Raw genomic sequence first — 20,751 nt, 5'->3', positions numbered from 1 at the left:
TATTTCTTAACAATATTGAGCCTCGGTCGTTATTTTTGCAGCCGTATCTAAGTTCCTACCTCAATTTATCTGGATTATGAACTGGTCTGTAATATTTACCTCCTCGATTGGCAAGAAGATAGTGATGGCTGTAACGGGACTCTTCCTCATTACATTTTTAGTGGTCCATGCCGGCATCAATGCCTGCATTTTTAAGGATGTAGTGGATCCCACCGATGATGGGGATATGTTCAACCGTGCCGCCGATTTCATGGGCAAAACGGTTGTCATCCGCCTGATGGAAGTGGTGCTGATCGCCGGTTTTCTTGTTCATATTTTCCAGGGTTTTGCCTTGGAGAAATCGAACAGAAGCAAACGTAAACAAGGATATGCCGTAAACCTCAGTAACCGGGGAAGCAAATGGTACAGCCGTTCCATGGGACTGCTGGGTACCATTCTCTTCTTATTCCTCCTTTTGCATTGGTGGCATTTCTGGATCCCTTCCCGGTTTACCCATGCTGGTCTGGAATTGCCAGTTACATTATCTAATGGACGAGTATCGCATGATATGTTCACCCTGATGCAGGTAACCTTTTCCGAGTGGTGGGTCGTGATTGTGTATGTGCTGGCTTGCGTATCGCTGGCCTATCACCTGCTGCATGGTTTCCAGAGTGCCTTCCGCACCCTGGGGGTATCAAATTCCCGATACATGGGGCTGATCCGTGCTGCCGGGGTGGGTTATTCCATCCTCATTTCATTGGTCTTTGCCCTCATGCCCATCAGTATGAAACTGGGCTGGGTAGGAAAGGCCCTTTGATCCTGAATCCAAAATCATCACATAGTCAAATCTTCAAACCGGATTATGCTTAATTCAAAAATACCCGCAGGACCTTTAGAACAGAAGTGGTCGGATTACAAAGGACATGTGAAGCTGGTCAACCCCGCGAACAAACGCAAACTGGAAGTGATCGTTATCGGTACCGGACTGGCCGGTGCATCAGCCGCCGCCGCTCTTGGCGAATTAGGTTATAAAGTAAAAGCGTTTTGTTTTCAGGACAGTCCCCGTCGTGCCCACTCGATCGCTGCACAAGGCGGGATCAACGCTGCCAAAAATTACCAGAATGACGGAGACAGTGTCTTCCGTCTTTTTTATGATACGGTAAAAGGAGGTGACTACCGCGCCCGTGAGGCCAATGTACACCGCCTGGCCGAAGTAAGTACCAATATCATTGATCAATGCGTGGCGCAGGGTGTACCCTTTGCCCGTGAATATGGTGGCCTGTTGAGCAACCGCTCCTTTGGTGGTACACAGGTACAAAGGACCTTTTATGCTGCCGGACAAACAGGGCAGCAATTGTTGATCGGCGCCTATCAGGCCCTCGAAAGACAAGTCTCTCTGGGTAACGTAGAAATGTACAATCGCCACGAAATGCTGGAGGTGGTACTTATTGATGGCAAAGCCCGGGGGATCATTGCCCGCGACCTCGTATCAGGTCAGCTCGAACGCCATTTCGGTCATGCCGTATTGTTGTGCTCCGGCGGCTATGGTAACGTATTCTATCTTTCTACCAATGCCATGGGTAGCAATGTGACCGCCATTTGGAAAGCACATAAGAAAGGGGCCTATTTTGGAAACCCCTGCTTTACCCAAATACATCCCACCTGTATCCCCGTGTCGGGTGATCACCAGAGCAAACTGACACTGATGTCAGAATCGCTCCGGAACGATGGCCGTATCTGGGTACCCAAAAAACAAGGAGATAACCGTCATCCGGGGCAGATACCCGAAGAGGAAAGAGATTATTACCTGGAGAGAAGATATCCTGCGTTTGGTAACCTGGTTCCGCGTGATGTGGCCTCCCGCGCTGCGAAGGAAAGATGTGATGCAGGCTTTGGTGTGGGTACCTCCAAACAAGCCGTTTACCTGGATTATGCAGATGCCATCAAACGGTATGGTCGCATTGAAGCGGGTAAACAAGGCCTTGCCAATGCCGACGAAGCCACCATCATTAAAATGGGGAAAGAAGTGGTCAAAGAAAAATATGGTAACCTCTTTGATATGTACGAGAAGATCACCGGCGAAAACCCCTACGAAGTGCCGATGCGGATCTATCCCGCCGTACACTATACCATGGGAGGAATTTGGGTGGATTATGAACTAATGACAACCATTCCCGGTTTATATGCATTGGGTGAAGCCAATTTTTCTGATCATGGAGCTAACCGTTTGGGTGCTTCGGCCCTGATGCAGGGGCTGGCCGACGGATACTTTGTGATCCCCTATACATTGGGTAATTACCTGGCTGATGATATTCGCACCAACTCGATCCCGACTAATCACCCGGCCTTTGAGGAGGCAGAAAAATCGGTGCGTGACCGTATCGAAACGCTTATGAATATCAAAGGAACGCAAACCGTAGAGAGCTTCCACAAGCGTTTGGGTAAGATCATGTGGGACAAATGCGGAATGGCCCGCAATGCCGAAGGATTAAAACAAGCGATTGCGGAAATTCAACAGTTGAAAAAAGAATTCTGGAGTGATGTACGTATCCCCGGAGAGATCAATGAAATGAATACCGAATTGGATAAGGCCAACCGCGTGGCCGATTTTATTGAACTCGGCGAACTGATGTGTCTGGATGCACTCGACAGAAATGAAAGCTGTGGGGGACATTTCCGCGAAGAAAGCCAGACCGAGGAAGGAGAGGCCAAACGCAACGACGAGCAATATTCGTATGTATCTGCCTGGGAATATAAAGGCGATCACCAATGGCAATTACATACGGAAGAACTGAACTTTGAAGTAGCGAAACCCACTCAAAGAAGTTATAAATAATACCAAAAAGCTAATAGCTAAAGGCTAATAGCTTTTAGCCCCTAGTAATAAAAACCGAATTTCGACTATGGAACACAAAAATATCAACCTCACGCTCAAAGTTTGGAAACAGAAGAACAGCAATACATCCGGGGAATTTGTGACCTATGATGTGAAAGACATTTCGACCGAAATGTCCTTCCTTGAAATGTTTGATGTATTGAATGAACGTCTGATCCGTGAAGGAAAGGAACCGATCGCTTTTGATCATGATTGTCGGGAGGGTATTTGCGGAATGTGTTCCATGTATATCAATGGTCGTCCCCATGGACCATGGCATGCTACCACCACCTGTCAATTGCACATGCGCGCTTTTCAGGATGGAGAAACGATCGTGGTTGAACCCTGGAGAGCCAATCCATTTACTGTGATCAAGGACCTGGTGGTTGACCGTAGTTCATTTGACCGGATCATTCAGGCCGGTGGTTTTATTTCAGTAAATACGGGGAATGCGGTAGATGCCAATGCCATTCCCATTGAGAAGGATAAAGCAGATGCCTCCTTTGCTGCAGCCGCCTGTATCGGTTGTGGTGCCTGCGTAGCCGCCTGTAAAAATAGTTCGGCCATGCTCTTCCTGTCCGCAAAAGTGACCCATCTGGCCATGTTGCCCCAAGGGTCGCCCGAACGCCGGAACAGGGCCCTGAACATGATCGCCCAAATGGATAAAGAAGGATTTGGTGCCTGTACCAATACCGGTGCCTGCGAGGCCGTCTGCCCCAAGGAAATTTCCCTGGCCAATATCGCCCGGTTGAATTCAGAATACCTGATGGCTGGGTTGACAGCAGACTAAGAATGAATGCCAGATCTCGCAGATTCCACGAAATCCGTGGAATCTGTATTTCGTTCCGGTCATCCAATTTTTCCGGCCAATATTTATCACTTTCGTATATTCAGGCATCAAATTTTTAAATTATGCCTGCCTACAAACTTCTGCCCGCAGCCCTGCTATTTCTATTGGCTTGTAATAATCAAGACACCGTGAAAAGAGAACCATATAAATGGCCCGAGGGTATAAAACCCCCTGTAGCCGAAAAAATCGATACGGCCCTGGTGGCACATGGTGATACCCGGATAGACGAGTATTACTGGATGAACGATTTCTTTAAGAAAGGCCCCCGAAGCGCCGAAGTAGTCAAATACCTGGAAGAGGAGAACAAATACCTCGACACCATGATGGCCGGTGCCAAACAACTTCGGGAAGATCTCTTTACAGAGATGAAAGGCCGTATCCAGGAGAAAGATGAATCAGTGCCCGTGCTGAACAATGGATATTACTACTACAGCCGGACCGATGAAGGCAAGCAGTACTACAAATATTGCCGCAAAAAAGGATCGTTGGATGCGCCGGAAGAAATGCTGCTGGATGCCGATAAATTGGCCGAAGGCCATGGCTATTTCGCGGCCTCGGGTTACAATATCAGCCCGGATAATAAGTTGATGATCTTTGGTCTCGATACCATCTCCCGCCGCCAATATGTTCTGCAGGTAAAGAACCTGGAAACAGGGGAGGTCTATCCCGAAAAGATCACTGGTACCAGTGGTTCTGGTGCCTGGGCCAGTGACAATAAGACTTTCTTCTATGGAGAAAATGATCCCGTAACCTTGCTGACCAAACGGATCAAGAAGCACGTGCTGGGAACGCCCGTTTCATCGGATGTGGTGGTGTATGAAGAAAAAGATCCCGCCAATTATATCGGCGTTTATAAAACCAAATCACGCCGCTACCTGGTTATTTATTCCAGCGCAACGCTTTCGTCTGAGTTCCGCATCCTTGACGCGGAAACACCAGATCAGCCGTTTAAAGTTTTCCAGCCACGGATGAAAGATGTCCTTTACGGGATTGACCATTGGGGAGATAAATTTCTGGTGACCACGAATATGAATGCCAAGAATTTCAAACTGATGGAAACACCGGTGACGGCTACCACCAGTGAGAACTGGAAGGATGTGATCCCACACCGCGATGATGTATTGCTGGAAGGGGTGGACCTTTTCCAAAACTATTGGGTGATAACAGAACGGAAAGAAGGTCTGCTGCAAATGCGGATCCGTGATGTAGCAACAGGGGCTGAACATTATCTTGATTTTGGTGAACCCGCTTATGCGGCCTATACAAGTTCCAATCCGGAATTCAATACGGAAGTGGTGCGGTATTCTTATACGTCCATGACCACTCCCAATTCAGTGTTTGACTATAACATGAAAACAAAGGCAAAGGACCTGAAAAAGGAACAGCCGGTATTGGGTAATTTCAATAAAGCGGATTATAAAACCGAACGGATCATGGCTGTTTCCCGCGACGGGGTAAAAGTGCCAGTGTCCCTGGTGTATAAAACCAGTATGTTTAAAAAAGATGGATCCTCTCCGTTGCTCCTGAATGGATATGGTTCTTACGGCAGTAGTTCGGATGCCTATTTCAGCAGCGCCCGATTAAGCCTGCTTGACCGGGGTTTTGTATTCGCCATTGCACATATCCGTGGTGGACAGGAAATGGGCCGTCAGTGGTATGAGGATGGCAAGATGATGAAGAAGATAAACACCTTTAATGACTTCATTGATGCAGGAAAATTCCTCATCAGTGAAAAATATACAGGCCAGGGACATTTGTATGCCGAAGGAGGCAGTGCTGGTGGTTTACTCATGGGTGCTATCGCCAATATGGCCCCTGAACTTTGGAACGGTATCATTGCAGGAGTTCCCTTTGTGGATGTGGTCACCACCATGTCCGATCCCAGCATACCCCTTACCACCAACGAATACGATGAATGGGGCAACCCGGCCAATAAGGAATCATATTTCTACATGAAATCCTATTCACCCTACGACAATGTGGAGGCAAAAGCCTATCCCAATATGCTGGTGACAACAGGGCTTCATGACTCTCAGGTTCAATATTTTGAGCCTGCCAAATGGGTGGCGAGAATGCGCGCCAAAAAGACCGGAAATGGAATTTTGTTGTTGAAAACCAATATGGAAGCGGGACATGGTGGAGCTTCCGGTCGATTTGATGACCTTAAGGAAACCGCCCTTCAGTTTGCCTTCCTTCTTTCCCTCGAGGGAATTAATAAATAGTTATTCTCCTGGCGCCCCTTTGTGCCTTTGCGTCCTGGCGGTTAAACTTTACCGCTAAGGCGCAAAGACGCAAGGGGACGCCAGGAATTAATAAACCACATGAATGTGAACGATTTACGCAATAAAATCCTCAATTTTACGCTTAGTATAAAAATGGCTGCTTTTGTATCGAAAACGGCTGATACTTGGTCTAATATTCCTATGGCTCTTCGCACTGGATACCAAGGCACAGGTTCCGGAAGATAAACCGGTACTGGCCAGGTCCAATCTGCGCCAGAGAGTTATACCCCTTTCTCCAACCGATACACTCCTGATTGATTCGTTAAGCATTATCCCCGGCACCTTTTCGATTGATCGCATTGCTCCCGACACCTATACACTCGATGCTATTAATGCCTTATTGGTTTGGAAAAAAAGACCTGCCGATCCAACCATCACAGTTACTTATCGGGTATTTCCTGGAAAGATCAATCCGGTTACGCAACGCCTGAATTTTGACAGCATCAGTTATAAGTTTTACTACGAACCAAAGACATTCCGTTACGGTCCTGAAACCCCTGAACGCGGGATCTTTGATTTTGGGAATATCCAATATAACGGGAGCTTTGACAGAGGCATTTCCTTTGGAAACAGCCAGGATGCCGTGGTCAATTCCAACCTGAACCTCACCTTGAATGGAATGTTAGGGGATAGCATCGAGATCAGCGCAGCTATCACCGATAATAACCTTCCCATTCAACCAGATGGAACTACACAACAGCTAAATGAATTTGACCAGATATACCTCCAATTCAAAAGAAAGAATTGGCAGCTCAATTTGGGAGATATCGATATCCGGCAAAATCAGTCTTATTTCCTCAATTTTTATAAACGCTTACAGGGAATTTCCTTTCAGACGCAATCTGCCCCCGGTGCAAAGACCCGTTCAAAAACACTGGTCAGTGGCTCCATTGCCAAAGGAAAATTTACCCGTAATGTTTTTCAGGGACTCGAAGGGAACCAGGGACCATATCGGCTTACCGGTGCCAACAACGAACTTTATTTCATTGTGCTGGCTGGAACAGAGAGAGTGTTCATTGATGGACAATTATTGCAAAGGGGGGAAGACCAGGATTATGTTGTGAACTATTCCACCGCTGAAGTGACCTTTACCCCCAAACGCATGATCACCAAGGATAGCCGTATTCAGGTGGAATTTGAATATGCGGACAGAAATTATCTGAATGCCAATCTTTACCTGGCGCAGGAATTGGGTTTTGGGGAGAAATTCACCTTGCGTTTCGGGGCATTTAACAACAGTGATGCACGCAACTCATCCATCAACCAGGTACTGTCTACCGAACAAAAGGCTTTTCTGGGTACCCTGGGTGATTCCATTCAAAATGCATTATACCCCTCGGCCATCTTTGATACCGCCTTTGATGCGGGTAAGGTTCTATATGAGAAAGTTTATTTTAACAACGGGACAGGGCTTGATTCTTTTTACCGGTATTCTACAGATCCTTCAGTGGCCTTATACAATCTGTCTTTTATAGAAGTAGGTCAGGGTAAAGGAGATTACGCCCCCGACTTCAACGGGGCCAATGGAAAAGTGTTCAAATATATTGACCGGATATCGGGTGTAAAACAAGGAAACTTTGACCCTGTTATCCTGTTGGTCACACCCAAGCGACAACAGGTATTCAGTCTGGGGATGGATTATAAGTTAAGCAAAAACACTTTGCTAAAAACCGAGTTGGCGATGAGCCGATATGATCCAAATACTTTTTCAAAAGTACACAGTGGGGATGACCAGGGATTTGCCGCGAAATTCACGATCAATTCAAATAAGGAGTTAAGGCCAGCCAGTCCCGGACGGTTAAGACTCGCCACCGGATTTGATTACGAATATGTGCAGAGCCGATTCAAGCCCCTCGAGCGACTGCGGAGTGTGGAATTTGCCCGTGATTTTGGTTTACCCCTGAATGTAACCGCTGCCAATGAACAAATATTTCGCGGATCGGCACGATTGCAGGACAATAAAAACCATAGTCTGGATTACCGTCTTTCGCATTACCGGAGAGGGGATATCTATTCAGGTTGGCAACAGGCTATTCAACACAATGCGAACTGGAGCGGTTGGACCTTCAACAATCAGTTCATGCTGACTCAGTTCAATGCGGATAATAGCCAGGGAGCCTACCTGCGACCGGTAATTGACCTCAGCAAAAAATTCACCAAACTCAAAGATTGGCGATTGGGTGTAAACTACGCGGTGGAGAATAATACCGTGAAAAGCAAAGCGACAGATACACTGACCCCCTTGAGTTTTTATTTTGATACCTATACCATTTACCTGCGGTCGGATGAACAGAAAAAGAACCGGTATGGATTAAGTTTCTTCTCCCGTTCGGATAAATACATTTCCGCGAAGGAATTCATACGCGGCGATCGCAGTTATAATTTTTCGCTCAGTACCGAGCTAAGGGCCAATGATAAACACCAGGTCGCCTTTAATGCCACCTATCGAAAATTAAAGGTACTCAACAGCATTTCACCTCAAAAAGAAGATGAAACGGTACTGGGACGTGTCAAGTATGAAGTCAACAATGAGTTCAAAGGCCTTTTCTCGGGCTATGTACTGTATGAGTTAGGAACAGGGCAGGAGCAACGCCGTGATCTTACCTATCTTGAAGTACCTGCCGGACAAGGTGAATTTACCTGGAATGATTATAACAATGATGGTATCCAGCAATTGAATGAATTTGAACTGGCGCAGTTTACCGACCAGGCCAAATTCATCCGCATATTTACCCCCACCAATCAGTTTCTCAAGGCCAACTATATTCAATTCAACTACGAAGCCAGTTTTAATCCACGGGCGATGTTCAAGACATCGGATCTGAAGGGAATGAAAAAATTATTGTCACGATTGAATTTCCGTTCCAGTTTTCAGGTTACCAATAAATCCGTCTCCAAAGGTGGATATGAGTTGAACCCTGTAAAATTATCCCTGCAGGATACTTCGCTGATCACCCTGGGATCTGTTTTCACCAATATCTTTTCCATTAACCGGCAGAGTTCTGTCTGGGTGCTTGATTTTACTTCCAATATCCGGAATGATAAATCTCTATTGACCTATGGATATGAAAGCCGCCGAAGGAAAGAATGGGGAACCCGTTTTCGATGGAATATCAGTCCCTCATTCCAATTGGACCTGGCGGGTAAAAAAGGCGAGAACGGGTTGTTTACCCCTGGTTTTGCCAACCGAAACTATGATCTTGACCTGATCACCCTGGACCCACGGCTGACCTTTTTGAGAAGCACCAAATTTAAGTTCATGACCGGGTACAGGTTTGATCGGAAGGAGAATGATCCTGTATATGGGGGAGAGGTATCCATTTCCCATGCCATTACTCTTGAGACAAAATACACAGTGCTTCAAAACTCGGCCATCATGGCCAAGATGACGGTGAATAATATCAAATACGATCATCCGACCAATACCACAGTGAGTTATATCATGCTGGATGGGTTATTACCCGGTCGAAATTTCCTTTGGACACTTGACTACACCAAGCGGTTATTGAATAATGTGGAATTAAACCTGCAATATGAAGGCCGAAAACCCGGTTCGGCCAGAACGGTCCATGTGGGCAGGGCGACAGTAAGGGCCTTGTTTTAGTTATACGTTAAACCGGAAATGCATCACATCCCCATCCTTAACTATATACTCTTTTCCTTCGATCCTGAGTTTACCTGCTTCGCGGCAAGCAGCTTCTGATCCGTACTGTACAAAGTCGGCATAGGAAATAACCTCTGCTTTGATAAACCCTTTTTCAAAATCTGTATGGATCACGCTCGCAGCCTGTGGGGCTTTCCATCCTTCGTGAATGGTCCAGGCACGCACTTCCTGTACACCGGCTGTGAAATAGGTATAGAGATCAAGGAGTTTATAGGTGGAGCGGATCAACCGGTTAAGCGCAGGCTCGGTCATTTTGTATTCTTCCATGAAGAGCTGACGGTCATCCATGTCTTCCATTTCCGCGATCTGGGCCTCAATGGAATTATTCATGATGATGACCTGGGCCTTTTCATTCTTTACCGCTTCGATCAATTGTTGGGAGAATTTATTGCCCGTATGCATGGAGGCTTCATCCACATTCGCCACATACAGAACGGGTTTCTCTGTCAGCAAAAAGAGATCGGCAATGGCAGGCCTTTCTTCTTTGGTAATCTCGAGTTCACGGATATTTTTACCCTTCTCCAGATGATCCTTACAGCGGATCAGCACTTCCAATTCAGCTTTGAGTTTGGGGTCAATACGCGCCTGCTTCTCGGTCTTCTGGATCTTCTTCTCCACACTTTCCAGATCTTTTAATTGAAGCTCCGTATCGATGATCTCCTTGTCGCCAACCGGATGGATGGGTCCCTCTTCCCGCAGGATATTTTCATCTTCAAAACAACGGATGACCTGGATGATGGCATCTACCTCACGAATATTGGCCAGGAACTTATTACCCAGGCCTTCTCCTTTACTTGCCCCCCGTACCAGCCCGGCAATGTCCACGATCTCGATCTGCGTAGGTACGATCCGGTTAGGGACCACCAGTTCAGCCAGTTTATTCAGCCTTTCGTCCGGTACATCCACCAGGCCTACATTGGGTTCAATGGTACAGAACCGGTAATTGCTTGCCTGCGCTTTTGCGCTGTTACTCACTGCGTTAAATAGGGTGGATTTACCAACATTGGGAAGTCCTACGATACCTGCTTGTAATGCCATGCTTTGTTTTTCAGGCGGCAAAATTACTGACTTTGCATGAATTTGACACAGAAAAGGCCCCTGTGGGGACAGGGGCCTTAATGTTAAATTAATAAGCTCTTTAATAGTTCGCCTCTGGTACATCCACCACCAGATCGTTCCAGTTCATTTTCCCTTTCAGGTTGTTTGCATTTCTACGGAATCCCCACAGACCACCATGCAGTATATAGATATTCTTGAACCCCAGTTTACGAATCAACAGGGCTGTTTTAAATACCTCATCATTCATAGAGATCGAATAGATCAGTATCGGTTTCTTTTTATCGGCCATCAGGTGACCGTCTTCCCATTGTTTGGCAGGCACATTCACGGCTTTCTTCAGGTGACCTATGTTTTCCCAGCTATCGGGTGATTTGTTTTCAAAAACCTCCGTTTTACGGATATCAATGATCAATGAATTGTCGTCGTTGATAAGGGCAACCGCCTGTTCAGGTCCTGCCATTTTGAAAGGAGAGTTCGATTGATGCCGGATAACGGTAGGGATGGAATAGAACAAAGCAGCCTCGATCCAATCTTCCAGTCCGCCATAGAGTACATTCACTTCAGTATAACCCTGTTCCACCAGAAGCCGGGCTGTTTTGGTCACATCCTCTCCAAATGCATCGATCAGGAGAAGTGGTTTATCCTGCGGTATCTTTTTAAGTGAACCCATGATCTGATCGGCTGGAATATGGGTGGCGCCTTTTATCTTCCCTAAATGATTCAGGGCTTCTGCTGAAGCAATACCCCTATAGGCAGAGTCTGACCGGGTATCAATAATAAAGAACGGATTTTTTTCAATGCTGTTTTCCATCACTGTTTTTGCCGTCAGCCAACGATAGGGGAGTCCGGATGTATAGATATCATTCAGGCAATACTCTTTTTTATTTTTTTCAGAAAGTATACGCGACATACCCCCATTGATATTGAATACCCGGCTAAAACCACTATCGCTTAAAAATTTCGAGGCCCTGCGGCTTCGCTGGCTATGGGAGCAATACAGAAAGACAGCTTTGTCTTTATAGGCATCCAATTCCTTCCAGCGTTTGGGAAGTTCGCCCACAGGGATATTGAGGGCGCCTTTTAATCGACCAATATTGGCCCCATCAAATCCTGAGGTATCGGCATATTCACCCGGACTGCGCACGTCTATAATCACATAGCCGGGGTTCTTTGTGAATGCATCACACAGGTCTTCCGGAAAAATGTTGGTGAATAGTTTATTGTCAAACCGATAGGGCTGTGCAGCAGCAGTAGCAAGCATACCCATGAATAGCAGGCATATTAACAGACGCATGGGATTGTAATTTTAAAAAAGGTAGCCATTTTTTTCCTATCAGCTGCACGAAAATGACAAAAGGCAGGTTTCAGGGGACAGAACCGGATTTTTGATTTATTTTCAGGCATTAAAGGGAAATTATGGTATTAAGCAGGATATGGTCTGCCTTTGTCATCATCGCCATTCTTGTAGCGGGAATCCGTATGGCTGGTGGAGATAAGACGATCTTCAGCCGGATGGTGGTAGGCAAGTCCTCAGATAAATATGACAGTGTTTATTATTATGCTCTGGGAAACCCTGTCAAACAGGGGTTATCTGAGAAATACGGGGATCTGCTGCGCGAGTATGGGTACCATAAAACCTCAGATCCGGTAAGGGCTACCGTACTCTTGTCGGATGGCAATCAAACTGACTCGGTTAATACCCTTCTTTCCAACCATCCCGGACTTACTTCTTTCACCTATGTTTCCATTCAGAAAAAACTGGTTCGGAAAGTGGATGGCATCATTGAAACGGCTAAGAATGCCGTCATGGATATCATTCTCCCGCTGGTGGGGATATTGGCCTTATTCATGGGTTTTTTGAATATCGCCGAAAAAGCAGGGGGTGTTCGATTCCTTTCCCGGATCATTGGCCCTTTTTTCTCCCGGATATTTCCGGATATTCCCAAAGGCCATCCGGCCACCGGGCATATGCTCATGAATTTTTCCGCCAATCTATTGAACCTGGATAATGCCGCCACACCTTTTGGATTAAAGGCCATGGAAAGCCTGCAGGAATTGAACCCTAATAAGGCCGTCGCCTCGAATGCACAGATCATGTTCATGGCCCTCCACGCTTCAGGGCTTACGCTGATACCGGTAACCATCATAGCCTTCCGGTCGGGGCTGGGGGCAGCCAATCCAACGGATATTTTTATCCCTTGCATGATAGCCACCTTTGTGGCTACCATAGCAGCCTTATTTATCGTTTCATTTAAACAAAAAATCAACCTCCTTCAACCTGTGGTATTAGGCTGGATATTGGGTATATCGGCCCTGATTGCCTTATTAGTGACCTATGTAACAAGCCTTGAAGGAAAGTCGGCCCAGGCTTTTTCCGGGGTCATGAGCAATGGGGTCATCCTGGCGATTTTTCTATTGATCGTACTGGGAGGGGTGTATAAGAAGATCGATGTGTTTGATGCCTTTGTAGAAGGTGCCAAAGGCGGCTTTGAAACCGCTGTACGGATCATTCCCTATATCGTGGGTATGCTGGTAGCCATAAGCATGCTGCGTACCAGTGGCAGTTTTGATGTGGTGATCAACGGGATCAAATATCTTTTTGCGGCTATGGGAACAGATACCCGTTTTGTAGACGGGTTACCAACTGCCCTGATCAAACCCCTAAGTGGCAGTGGTGCCCGGGGAATGATGCTGGACACAATGAAAACATTTGGCGCCGATTCTTTTGCCGGTCGCCTGGCCTGTGTGCTACAAGGATCTTCTGATACCACCTTTTATGTGATCGCGGTTTATTTCGGATCTATCAGCGTTAAAAATACACGCTATGCGGTGGGGGCCATGCTGCTTGCCGACCTGGCAGGTATAATCACGTCCATCCTTCTTGCCTATCTATTCTTCGGTTAGTATTCTACTTCGTGTCCTTCGTGCTTCTTTGTGTCCTTCGTGTCCTCCTACGCCACTCTTGCGTAGGAGGACACAAAGGACACAAAGAAGCACGAAGAACACAAAGAAAAAACCGCTCCGAGGAATCGGAACGGTCTTTCTTCTATACTGCTGCTTATGTGACTAATAATTGGAGAACGAGGTAAGCGTTCTGGCCACACCGGTGGTACCTGTAGTCTGGTATCTTCCACGGAAAATAACGGTATAGCTTCTTTTCTGTGTGGGGAAGAAATTTGACAAAGTAGCCAGGTTGGTGGTTGTACCCGTTGCCCTTACATACAAAGTGTCATTTTGCGATGCATAGGGGATAAAGGGTGTAACACCTGTGGACGGGATATTCGAGAACACGTTCGATGCACGGCGCGTAGAGTAAATATCTACATTGGGGATCGACACGGAGGAGAATATCATGTTGGCAAACCTCACTCGTGCGGTGGTATCTGTTGGTACTACGATATCATCAAATACCATTTTATACTTGACCGTTGCCAGTGTATCATAGGTAAACACAGTGTACCTTTTTCCTTTTTCAAATACGGCACTAAAGGAAATGGGGTTTTGGGCGGAAGTGCCTAATGTGTCCTTGATCAGGATCTGATTGCCACCTGGAACAACGGAGGTATAATATCCAGTCGAAGGGAACAGACCCGCATAGGCCACGGCTGCCCCTGTAACCTGTATGTTATTTACATATACATAATTACGCGTGGTACTTAATGCCGCATTATAAAGCCGGAAATAGCTCTTATCGGGATCCGTGTTGTCGGTGATCACTTTGTTGAACTCTTTCTTACAGGCGCCCAGCACAAGCACTCCCGTCAGAAGGATCAGACCACTATATTTTAAATTCATTCGTTTCATGTCCTAAGTTTTGGTTGATTAAGGTTGGGAGAACCATTGTTCTTTAGTATTGTAATCCAGTGCCAGGGCCCCGATCCGGTTCAATTCAGCCACATTGTACAGGTACTCTGAATTGTAGCGTGGGCGGGCGCGGTAAACCCATTTTCCATTGTTATTGATAAAGAGGTCCGTACCCGATGGTGGGGTGAAGCTTGTATACACTTGCACACCACCTTCCTGATCTGTAAAATGGAATCGCCTCATGTCAGTCCAGGTTTCTATGGCACCATAGCCATACAAGGCAATGTACTTCTGCAGCATGATATGCGCCAATCTAAGGTTGGCAGCAGAAGGCACGACAGCTGGATTAGCAAGGAATGCCGCTTTAATGGCCGGCGTAATTTGGTAGGCACTAGGGACTCCATCATTATATGTACCAGTGAGCATATCCAGGCTCAGGCTAATACCCAGTGTATAGGCAGCCAATGCGCCTGATTTATCTCCTTTTCGATACAAGGCTTCCGCTTTCATGAACTGAACTTCTGAGGCGGTGATTACAGGGAAGGGTGCCCCATTCTTAAAGATGTATCGGCAACCGGTATCGAGGGTTGGGGGCGTGGTGGTACCAAAAGTGCCTCCCCAGAAATTTTGAGGTTGGTCACCAGCTGCCAATCCCGAAGTTCCTTTGTTCATCAACACTCCACGGAAAGTTCCATTGGTGTTTTGACGAAGAAGGTAATAGGCCCGGGGATCTACTACAGCTGAGAAAGAGGGGTTATTCCCATTTAATAAGTCGCAAATGAATCCGGTTTGCCGCAGGGCCCCAACGTTGTTTCTGTACGGGCCATAGAAATTCGAAGTTCCGGTAATGCCCGTATTGGCAAATTTGGCCATAGCATTATCCGCATTGCTGCTCATCGCCAGGTTTGCATAGTGTATCACGGAATCGGGGTTGTATACCGATTTGTTAGACAACCTATTAAAGCTTCTTGCCAAAACAGCATAAACAAATTTCTTCCACTTCTGCACATCACCATTAAAAAAGTAGGCATCACCTTTTGCCAGGTTGGCCTGGCTGGCTTGGCCATCCGTACGATCTAAATAGGCCAATGCGGTGCGACAGTTGATTTGAACAGAATCATATACTTCTTCCTGTGTGCTGTACTCAAATGTAAGCAGGTCAACATCATAGGCCCTTTTTAAAATGACTTCACCATACATATCCGTCAGGGTAAGCCAGCTCCAGGCGCGTATGGCATAACCCACCCCTACATAATCCCATTTCTCCTCTTCTTTTCCCCAAAAAATCATCTTGTTCAGGTTTTGTCCCATACCAAAGTAATGCATTGCCCAAACCGATCCCAAAACATCGCTTGCTCCAGTCGCGCCTCCCATTTGATCGTATTGATTACCGGCTGTATTTGTTCCCCAGTATTGTACATAACGACCAACATATAAACCATCATTAGCGATACCGTATGCACTTCCGGCAGCGGCTGAACTACCAACAAAATTCCCAATAATGCCTGGCAGAAGGGTCTCCACAGGAACTTTGGTAGGTGCGTTGGGGTTGTTGAAGGCTTCGTCAATCTTCTTGGTACAGGCGCTAATCACCAAGGTCAACGTCCCAAGAGTTGCCAGTATAATTTTGAATCTATTTTTCATTTCAATTCTTTTTAATTGTTTAGAATCCGGCCCTGATGCCAAAGTTGTAGCTGACAGGTGTCGGCAGGGTTCCATAATCAAATCCAAAGGCACCTACACCACGGCTACCCGCTGAAACGCCATTCACTGCAGGATCGGCCCCTTTATAGTTGGTAAAGAGGATCAGGTCGTTCCCGGTCAGGAAGAAACCAAGACTCTTCAACCCTCTGATCTTGCTGATCATGGTGTTGGGGAAATTATAGCTGATGGAAACATCACGCAGACGGAACCAGTTAACATCCTTTTGGATAAAGGCTTCTTCAGGCCACGCACCCGTGCTGGTATAATAAGCATCATTATAAGCCGGTAAAACAGCAATGGTGTTTTTTGTCGGATTGGCTGAATTTTGTTTGCCATCATTCAGTACTCCTTCAATCACGCGGGGTGTGAAGCGGTCAGCTGTCAGGAAACTACGACCTACACCGGTAAGGAACATTTCAGTTCCATTGAAAATATCACCACCCACTTTCAAGTCCCAGAGGAAACTGAAGCGCCAGTTTTTATACCTGAAGTTGTTGATCGTACCCATAGTAAAATCGGGGTTGCGGTCACCTCTTTTTTGGAAGGTAGCATCAACAATGGGGAACCCGTTCAAGGGATTTATCAGTATGTCTCCCGCATTGTTTCTTGAATAGCCATAGGCAGTGATTGAGGTGGTAGGCCCGTTCAATACAATACCTCCTCTGGCATTACCATATAACCACGTATCAGCCAGATAGAACTCTGAAATGTTTTTGGGCAGTTTAACTACCTTATTCCACATGCGGTTGAAATTAACGCGGATATTCCATCCCCAATCACCTGTATTGATGATAGAAGCATCCAACGTAAATTCAACTCCCTGGTTACGGGTACTACCGGCATTCTGGGTATTCAAAACATATCCTGTCCCGTAACTTAAACGGAAGTTCTCAAGAATTTGGTCTTCGTTGAGTGTATTATAAAAGGCGAGGTCAATCCCCAACTTACTCTTGAAAAGCTTGATCTCAGTACCAATTTCATAGGTTTTTTGCTTCTCCGGAACGAGGTCAGGATTGTTATTATTAAATCCATATGAATAACCTCCACCAGAAGCAAAATTGTTCACAAAGACAGATTGGGTGGAATAGGGCGAATTCAAACGGGCCGTACTGGCAAGCGACGTGCGCAATTTCCAGTAACTGATGGCGCCTTTCTTGATCCCCGGAAGGAGATCTGACATGATCATACTGAGGCTGGCGCCAGGGTAATTATAATTTCTGTTTTTGGAGGGTAGGGTTGAAGCTTCTTCAAAACGATGGGTATAGTTCAGGAAGATCATGTTCTTATAACTGATTGCGGCTTCGCCGAAATAAGCCATCTGACGTATGATCTGTTGGTTGAACTCTCCAAAATTGTTACGGAGCAATCGTACACGTGTTGTCGGATCCGTATTGGAAGAGTCGGTGGAAGTAGGGGAGGTCAACTTGTTTCCCACAATGGCAAACATCTGTGTTTCATAATCCTGCCACATGGTACCCACCATTACACGGCCACTGAAATCACCGATTTTCTTCTTCGCAGTGGCGGTAATTGTGTGATTATATCCTTTGTATTTTCTCCAGTAATTATCCAGTTGACCATTGAGGGAAGAGGCAATAAAAAATGACTGGGGATGATATAGTGTAAAGCCTTCTGATTCGTAGGTATCGTACCCAAATCGGCCGGCAAGTGTTAACCAATCTGTGGGGGTAATATTGATACCCAGGCTGGCTGTATACCGGTTTGTTTCGTCTTCACTCTTATTGAATGTTGTATTAAAGAACGGGTTGTCATAGTCAGCGTTCGCGTTAGCATTGAATAACGGCAATTTTGAACCGTTGGCATCTACAAAATTGCGGATATCGTTTTCATTTGGCCAAATCAGCAAACTGAGCATATAACCACCAGCACTCCGCAATACCTTCTTATTCTCCGAGCGGACAAAAGAGATAGAGGGAATGATCTCTACCATTTTTCCGATCCGGGTGGTATTCGAAAGACGCAGGTTGATCTTCTTATAATCATTATTGGGTACTACGCCTTCCTGGTCGAGATAGGAGGCAGAGAAACGAAACACTGAATTATTTACCCCAAAATCAACTCCAAGGTTGTGTGTTTGTGTCTTACCTGTGCGGAAGAAGTTGTGAATATTATCATACAACTTGGTGCCTTCGGGAATAGCGGGACCAAAATACCGGAAGATATTGGACTCGGACCCGTTGGTACCATTGGTGTATTTATCAATGAATTCAGGAAAACGGGTGATGCGTTGAAACTTGAAGTTATTATCATACTGCACCGCCAGTTTGTTTGACTTGGCCTTTTTGGTGGTGATCACGATCGCGCCCGAACTGGCTTGAGAGCCATACAGCGCGGTGGCCTCTGGTCCTTTCAGGATGGTGATCGTTTCAATATCATTCGGGTTCAGGTCAGCGATCCGATTGGTATAGTCATTGTTCCGGTTGGGCCGGTCGGAAGCCAATCCTACACCCTGACCACCATTGGAGGTTTCATTCACGGTCTGGTTGTCCATGATGATACCATCCACAACGAACAGGGGTTCATTGCTCAGGGAAAGGGAGTTAAACCCACGCAAGACAATGGAGGAAGATGCACCCGCAGAACCGCTGGAGGGTGTGATGGTCAAACCTGCAGCCCGTCCCTGTAAGCCATTCAGGAAGTTTTCCCGTTGGGTTTCGGCAATTTCCTTACCGCCCAGGCTTTGTGCAGAATAACCCAACTCGCGTGGATTCCGTTTGATGTCCATGGCGGTTACCACCACTTCTTCCAGGGCCACCTCTTTGCTGGTCAGTGAAATGGACATGGTGGACGTGGAAGAGGTTACTTTTTCCTCGATGGATTCATAACCAACATAGGAGAATTGAAGCACATCGCCGGGTTTGGCGGCAATGGTGAATTTCCCGGACGCATCCGTCTGGGTTCCTGTGTTCGATCCTTTCACCTTGACGGTCACCCCGGCTATAGGGTTCTTGTCCTGGGTGGAAGTGACCACACCGGAGATGTTCTTTTGCTGTGCATAGAGGGCATTACCCCACAACAACAGAACGGCTACTAGAGCATGCAGAATTTTTCTCATAGCGAGTTTTTTAAAATAAATAGCAGTTACAGTATTTCAATGCCTTCTTCCCGGTATGCTTGCAGGGCAGGATCATCAGCGGGTAATTCGGTGATGATGGTGTCGATCTGCCCAATGGAGCAAACTTGTATGGGTTGAAGAGTATTGATCTTTTCAGCAATGGTCAGGCATACGACCTTCCGCGATGATTCGATCATCGCTTTTTTCAGTTGCACCACATCCCAGTCATTGTCGGTAATGCCATGGCCAATATCAATGGCGTTCACACCGAGGAAACAGAGGTCCGCTTTAATCTGACGGATCTTGTCCACGGCCTCGCCGCCTACAGTAATCTTGGAACTTTTGGAGATCTTGTCACCGATCACGATCACCTCAATGGTGGGGTGGTGCATATACTCCAATACGGCCGGTATGCTTCCTGTAATAAAGGTGGCCTTTAATTGCGGAGGAAGACATCTGGCCAGTTCCAATATAGTGCTGCCCCCGCCCGTCAGAATGAACATGCCATCTTCAATCAGCGATACCGCTTTTTGGGCAATGGCCTTTTTCTCTGACCGGGAATACACCTGGCTGGGGGAATAATAAACTTCGTTGAATGAGGGGGAGAGGGCACCTCCATGTACTTTGATCACCTTGCCCTGGTCGGAAAGTTCCTGCAGATCGCGTCTGATGGTATCCTCTGATACCTGGATGTCCACGCATAAACTGGATGACAGCACTTTATTGTGCAGATTCACCTGATGGAGAATGTAGGCGTGGCGTTCCCGTTTCAGCATAAGCAGTGTAGTTCCAAACTAAAAATAGGCAAATTCCCGCAAATTCCGGCAAAAAGTGGAAAAAAGCAGAAAACGGTTGGTAAAACAAAAATCCCGCGGAGACAGGTGGTGAGCTGTCTTCGCGGGATTGCGGGGAGGTTATGCTGTACCAGGTATTTACCTGGAGTTAAACGTAAACCGGATGCTAAGCCCCAGTGCCGAAGCCTCAAAATTGATATCCGGGGCTATATTTAATTCGGGTTTCCAGTCCAGGCTCAGGTTCAACGGGAGGTTGGGAAACTTATAATCCAGACCTACCACACCCTGTGCCCCCAGTAGCGGGTCGGGTTTGGAAAAGCCGATATAACCACCACCTCCGTAGAACCATTTCAATCCCTCGGTATTGTTGAGGGGCTTGTGAACTTCATATAAAACGCCCAGAGCTGTAGGATCCCCAAAAGCGAACTGAGCTTCGATCGCTGATTTTTCATTTAAAAAATATTTAAAGGTGATCGCATTGTTGACTACTGCTCCTGCCGTGCTCAGGCGTACACCCAAACCGGTCTTATAATCCTGGGCCTTTAGTCCGATGGTGGCTGCGAAAAAGGCAACCAGAAGAAAAACTAGTTTTTTATTCATTGGTGGTTTTTATATAATTCTTTAAACGAAAAATAATGCCACTAAGTTTAAATGAAATGTCAAA

The 20,751-nt window shown here is 46.5% G+C and carries 13 protein-coding genes; 6 read left to right on the top strand and 7 right to left on the bottom strand.

The window, feature by feature from the left end; genetic code table 11:
• The first annotated feature begins 76 nt into the window (after window positions 1–76).
• The 5 genes from J0M30_11040 (at window position 77) to J0M30_11020 (ending at window position 9,590) form a co-directional block, all read left to right on the top strand.
• Window positions 77–796 carry a succinate dehydrogenase cytochrome b subunit gene (locus J0M30_11040; protein MBN8668029.1) on the top strand — a complete coding sequence of 240 codons (720 nt, stop codon included), beginning with the start codon at window positions 77–79 and terminating at the stop codon, window positions 794–796.
• A 45-nt stretch (window positions 797–841) separates the two neighbouring features.
• Window positions 842–2,815, top strand: coding sequence for a fumarate reductase/succinate dehydrogenase flavoprotein subunit (locus J0M30_11035; GenBank protein MBN8668028.1), 1,974 nt, complete (start codon window positions 842–844; stop codon window positions 2,813–2,815).
• An 82-nt stretch (window positions 2,816–2,897) separates the two neighbouring features.
• Entirely contained in the window at window positions 2,898–3,644 is a 747-nt protein-coding gene (locus tag J0M30_11030; GenBank protein MBN8668027.1) for a succinate dehydrogenase/fumarate reductase iron-sulfur subunit, read from the top strand.
• A 122-nt stretch (window positions 3,645–3,766) separates the two neighbouring features.
• Window positions 3,767–5,926, top strand: coding sequence for a S9 family peptidase (locus J0M30_11025; protein ID MBN8668026.1), 2,160 nt, complete (start codon window positions 3,767–3,769; stop codon window positions 5,924–5,926).
• A gap of 214 nt (window positions 5,927–6,140) precedes the next feature.
• Window positions 6,141–9,590, top strand: a complete 3,450-nt coding sequence (locus J0M30_11020) for a hypothetical protein (protein ID MBN8668025.1) — start codon at window positions 6,141–6,143, stop codon at window positions 9,588–9,590.
• Here the strand turns inward: J0M30_11020 and ychF are convergent, their stop codons facing one another.
• Both ychF and J0M30_11010 read right to left on the bottom strand, forming a co-directional pair.
• On the bottom strand, window positions 9,591–10,688 hold the full coding sequence (ychF, locus tag J0M30_11015; GenBank protein ID MBN8668024.1) for a redox-regulated ATPase YchF: 1,098 nt from the start codon (window positions 10,686–10,688) through the stop codon (window positions 9,591–9,593). It lies immediately after the preceding gene.
• Window positions 10,689–10,788: 100 nt separating this feature from the next.
• Entirely contained in the window at window positions 10,789–12,003 is a 1,215-nt protein-coding gene (locus tag J0M30_11010; protein MBN8668023.1) for a rhodanese-like domain-containing protein, read from the bottom strand.
• A gap of 218 nt (window positions 12,004–12,221) precedes the next feature.
• Here J0M30_11010 and J0M30_11005 point away from each other — a divergent pair, with 218 nt between their 5' ends.
• The gene (locus tag J0M30_11005; GenBank protein ID MBN8668022.1) at window positions 12,222–13,613 is read left to right on the top strand and encodes a spore maturation protein; all 1,392 of its coding nucleotides are present in this window, start codon (window positions 12,222–12,224) and stop codon (window positions 13,611–13,613) included.
• A 162-nt stretch (window positions 13,614–13,775) separates the two neighbouring features.
• Here the strand turns inward: J0M30_11005 and J0M30_11000 are convergent, their stop codons facing one another.
• The 5 genes from J0M30_11000 to J0M30_10980 form a co-directional block, all read right to left on the bottom strand.
• Window positions 13,776–14,513, bottom strand: coding sequence for a DUF4397 domain-containing protein (locus J0M30_11000; protein MBN8668021.1), 738 nt, complete (start codon window positions 14,511–14,513; stop codon window positions 13,776–13,778).
• 18 nt (window positions 14,514–14,531) lie between these two features.
• On the bottom strand, window positions 14,532–16,157 hold the full coding sequence (locus J0M30_10995; GenBank protein ID MBN8668020.1) for a SusD/RagB family nutrient-binding outer membrane lipoprotein: 1,626 nt from the start codon (window positions 16,155–16,157) through the stop codon (window positions 14,532–14,534).
• 19 nt (window positions 16,158–16,176) lie between these two features.
• The gene (locus J0M30_10990) at window positions 16,177–19,293 is read right to left on the bottom strand and encodes a SusC/RagA family TonB-linked outer membrane protein (GenBank protein MBN8668019.1); all 3,117 of its coding nucleotides are present in this window, start codon (window positions 19,291–19,293) and stop codon (window positions 16,177–16,179) included.
• Between the two features lie 26 nt (window positions 19,294–19,319).
• A complete protein-coding gene (locus J0M30_10985; protein ID MBN8668018.1) occupies window positions 19,320–20,069 on the bottom strand; it encodes a DeoR/GlpR transcriptional regulator in 750 nt (249 codons plus the stop codon).
• A 156-nt stretch (window positions 20,070–20,225) separates the two neighbouring features.
• Window positions 20,226–20,687 (bottom strand): hypothetical protein, encoded by a 462-nt coding sequence (locus J0M30_10980; GenBank protein MBN8668017.1) that lies wholly within the window; start codon window positions 20,685–20,687, stop codon window positions 20,226–20,228.
• Window positions 20,688–20,751: the final 64 nt, after the last annotated feature.

The sequence above is a fragment of the Chitinophagales bacterium genome (assembly GCA_017303415.1).
Taxonomy (GTDB): Bacteria; Bacteroidota; Bacteroidia; order Chitinophagales; family Chitinophagaceae; genus SpSt-398.
This window is presented reverse-complemented; position numbering and strand designations above follow the sequence as displayed.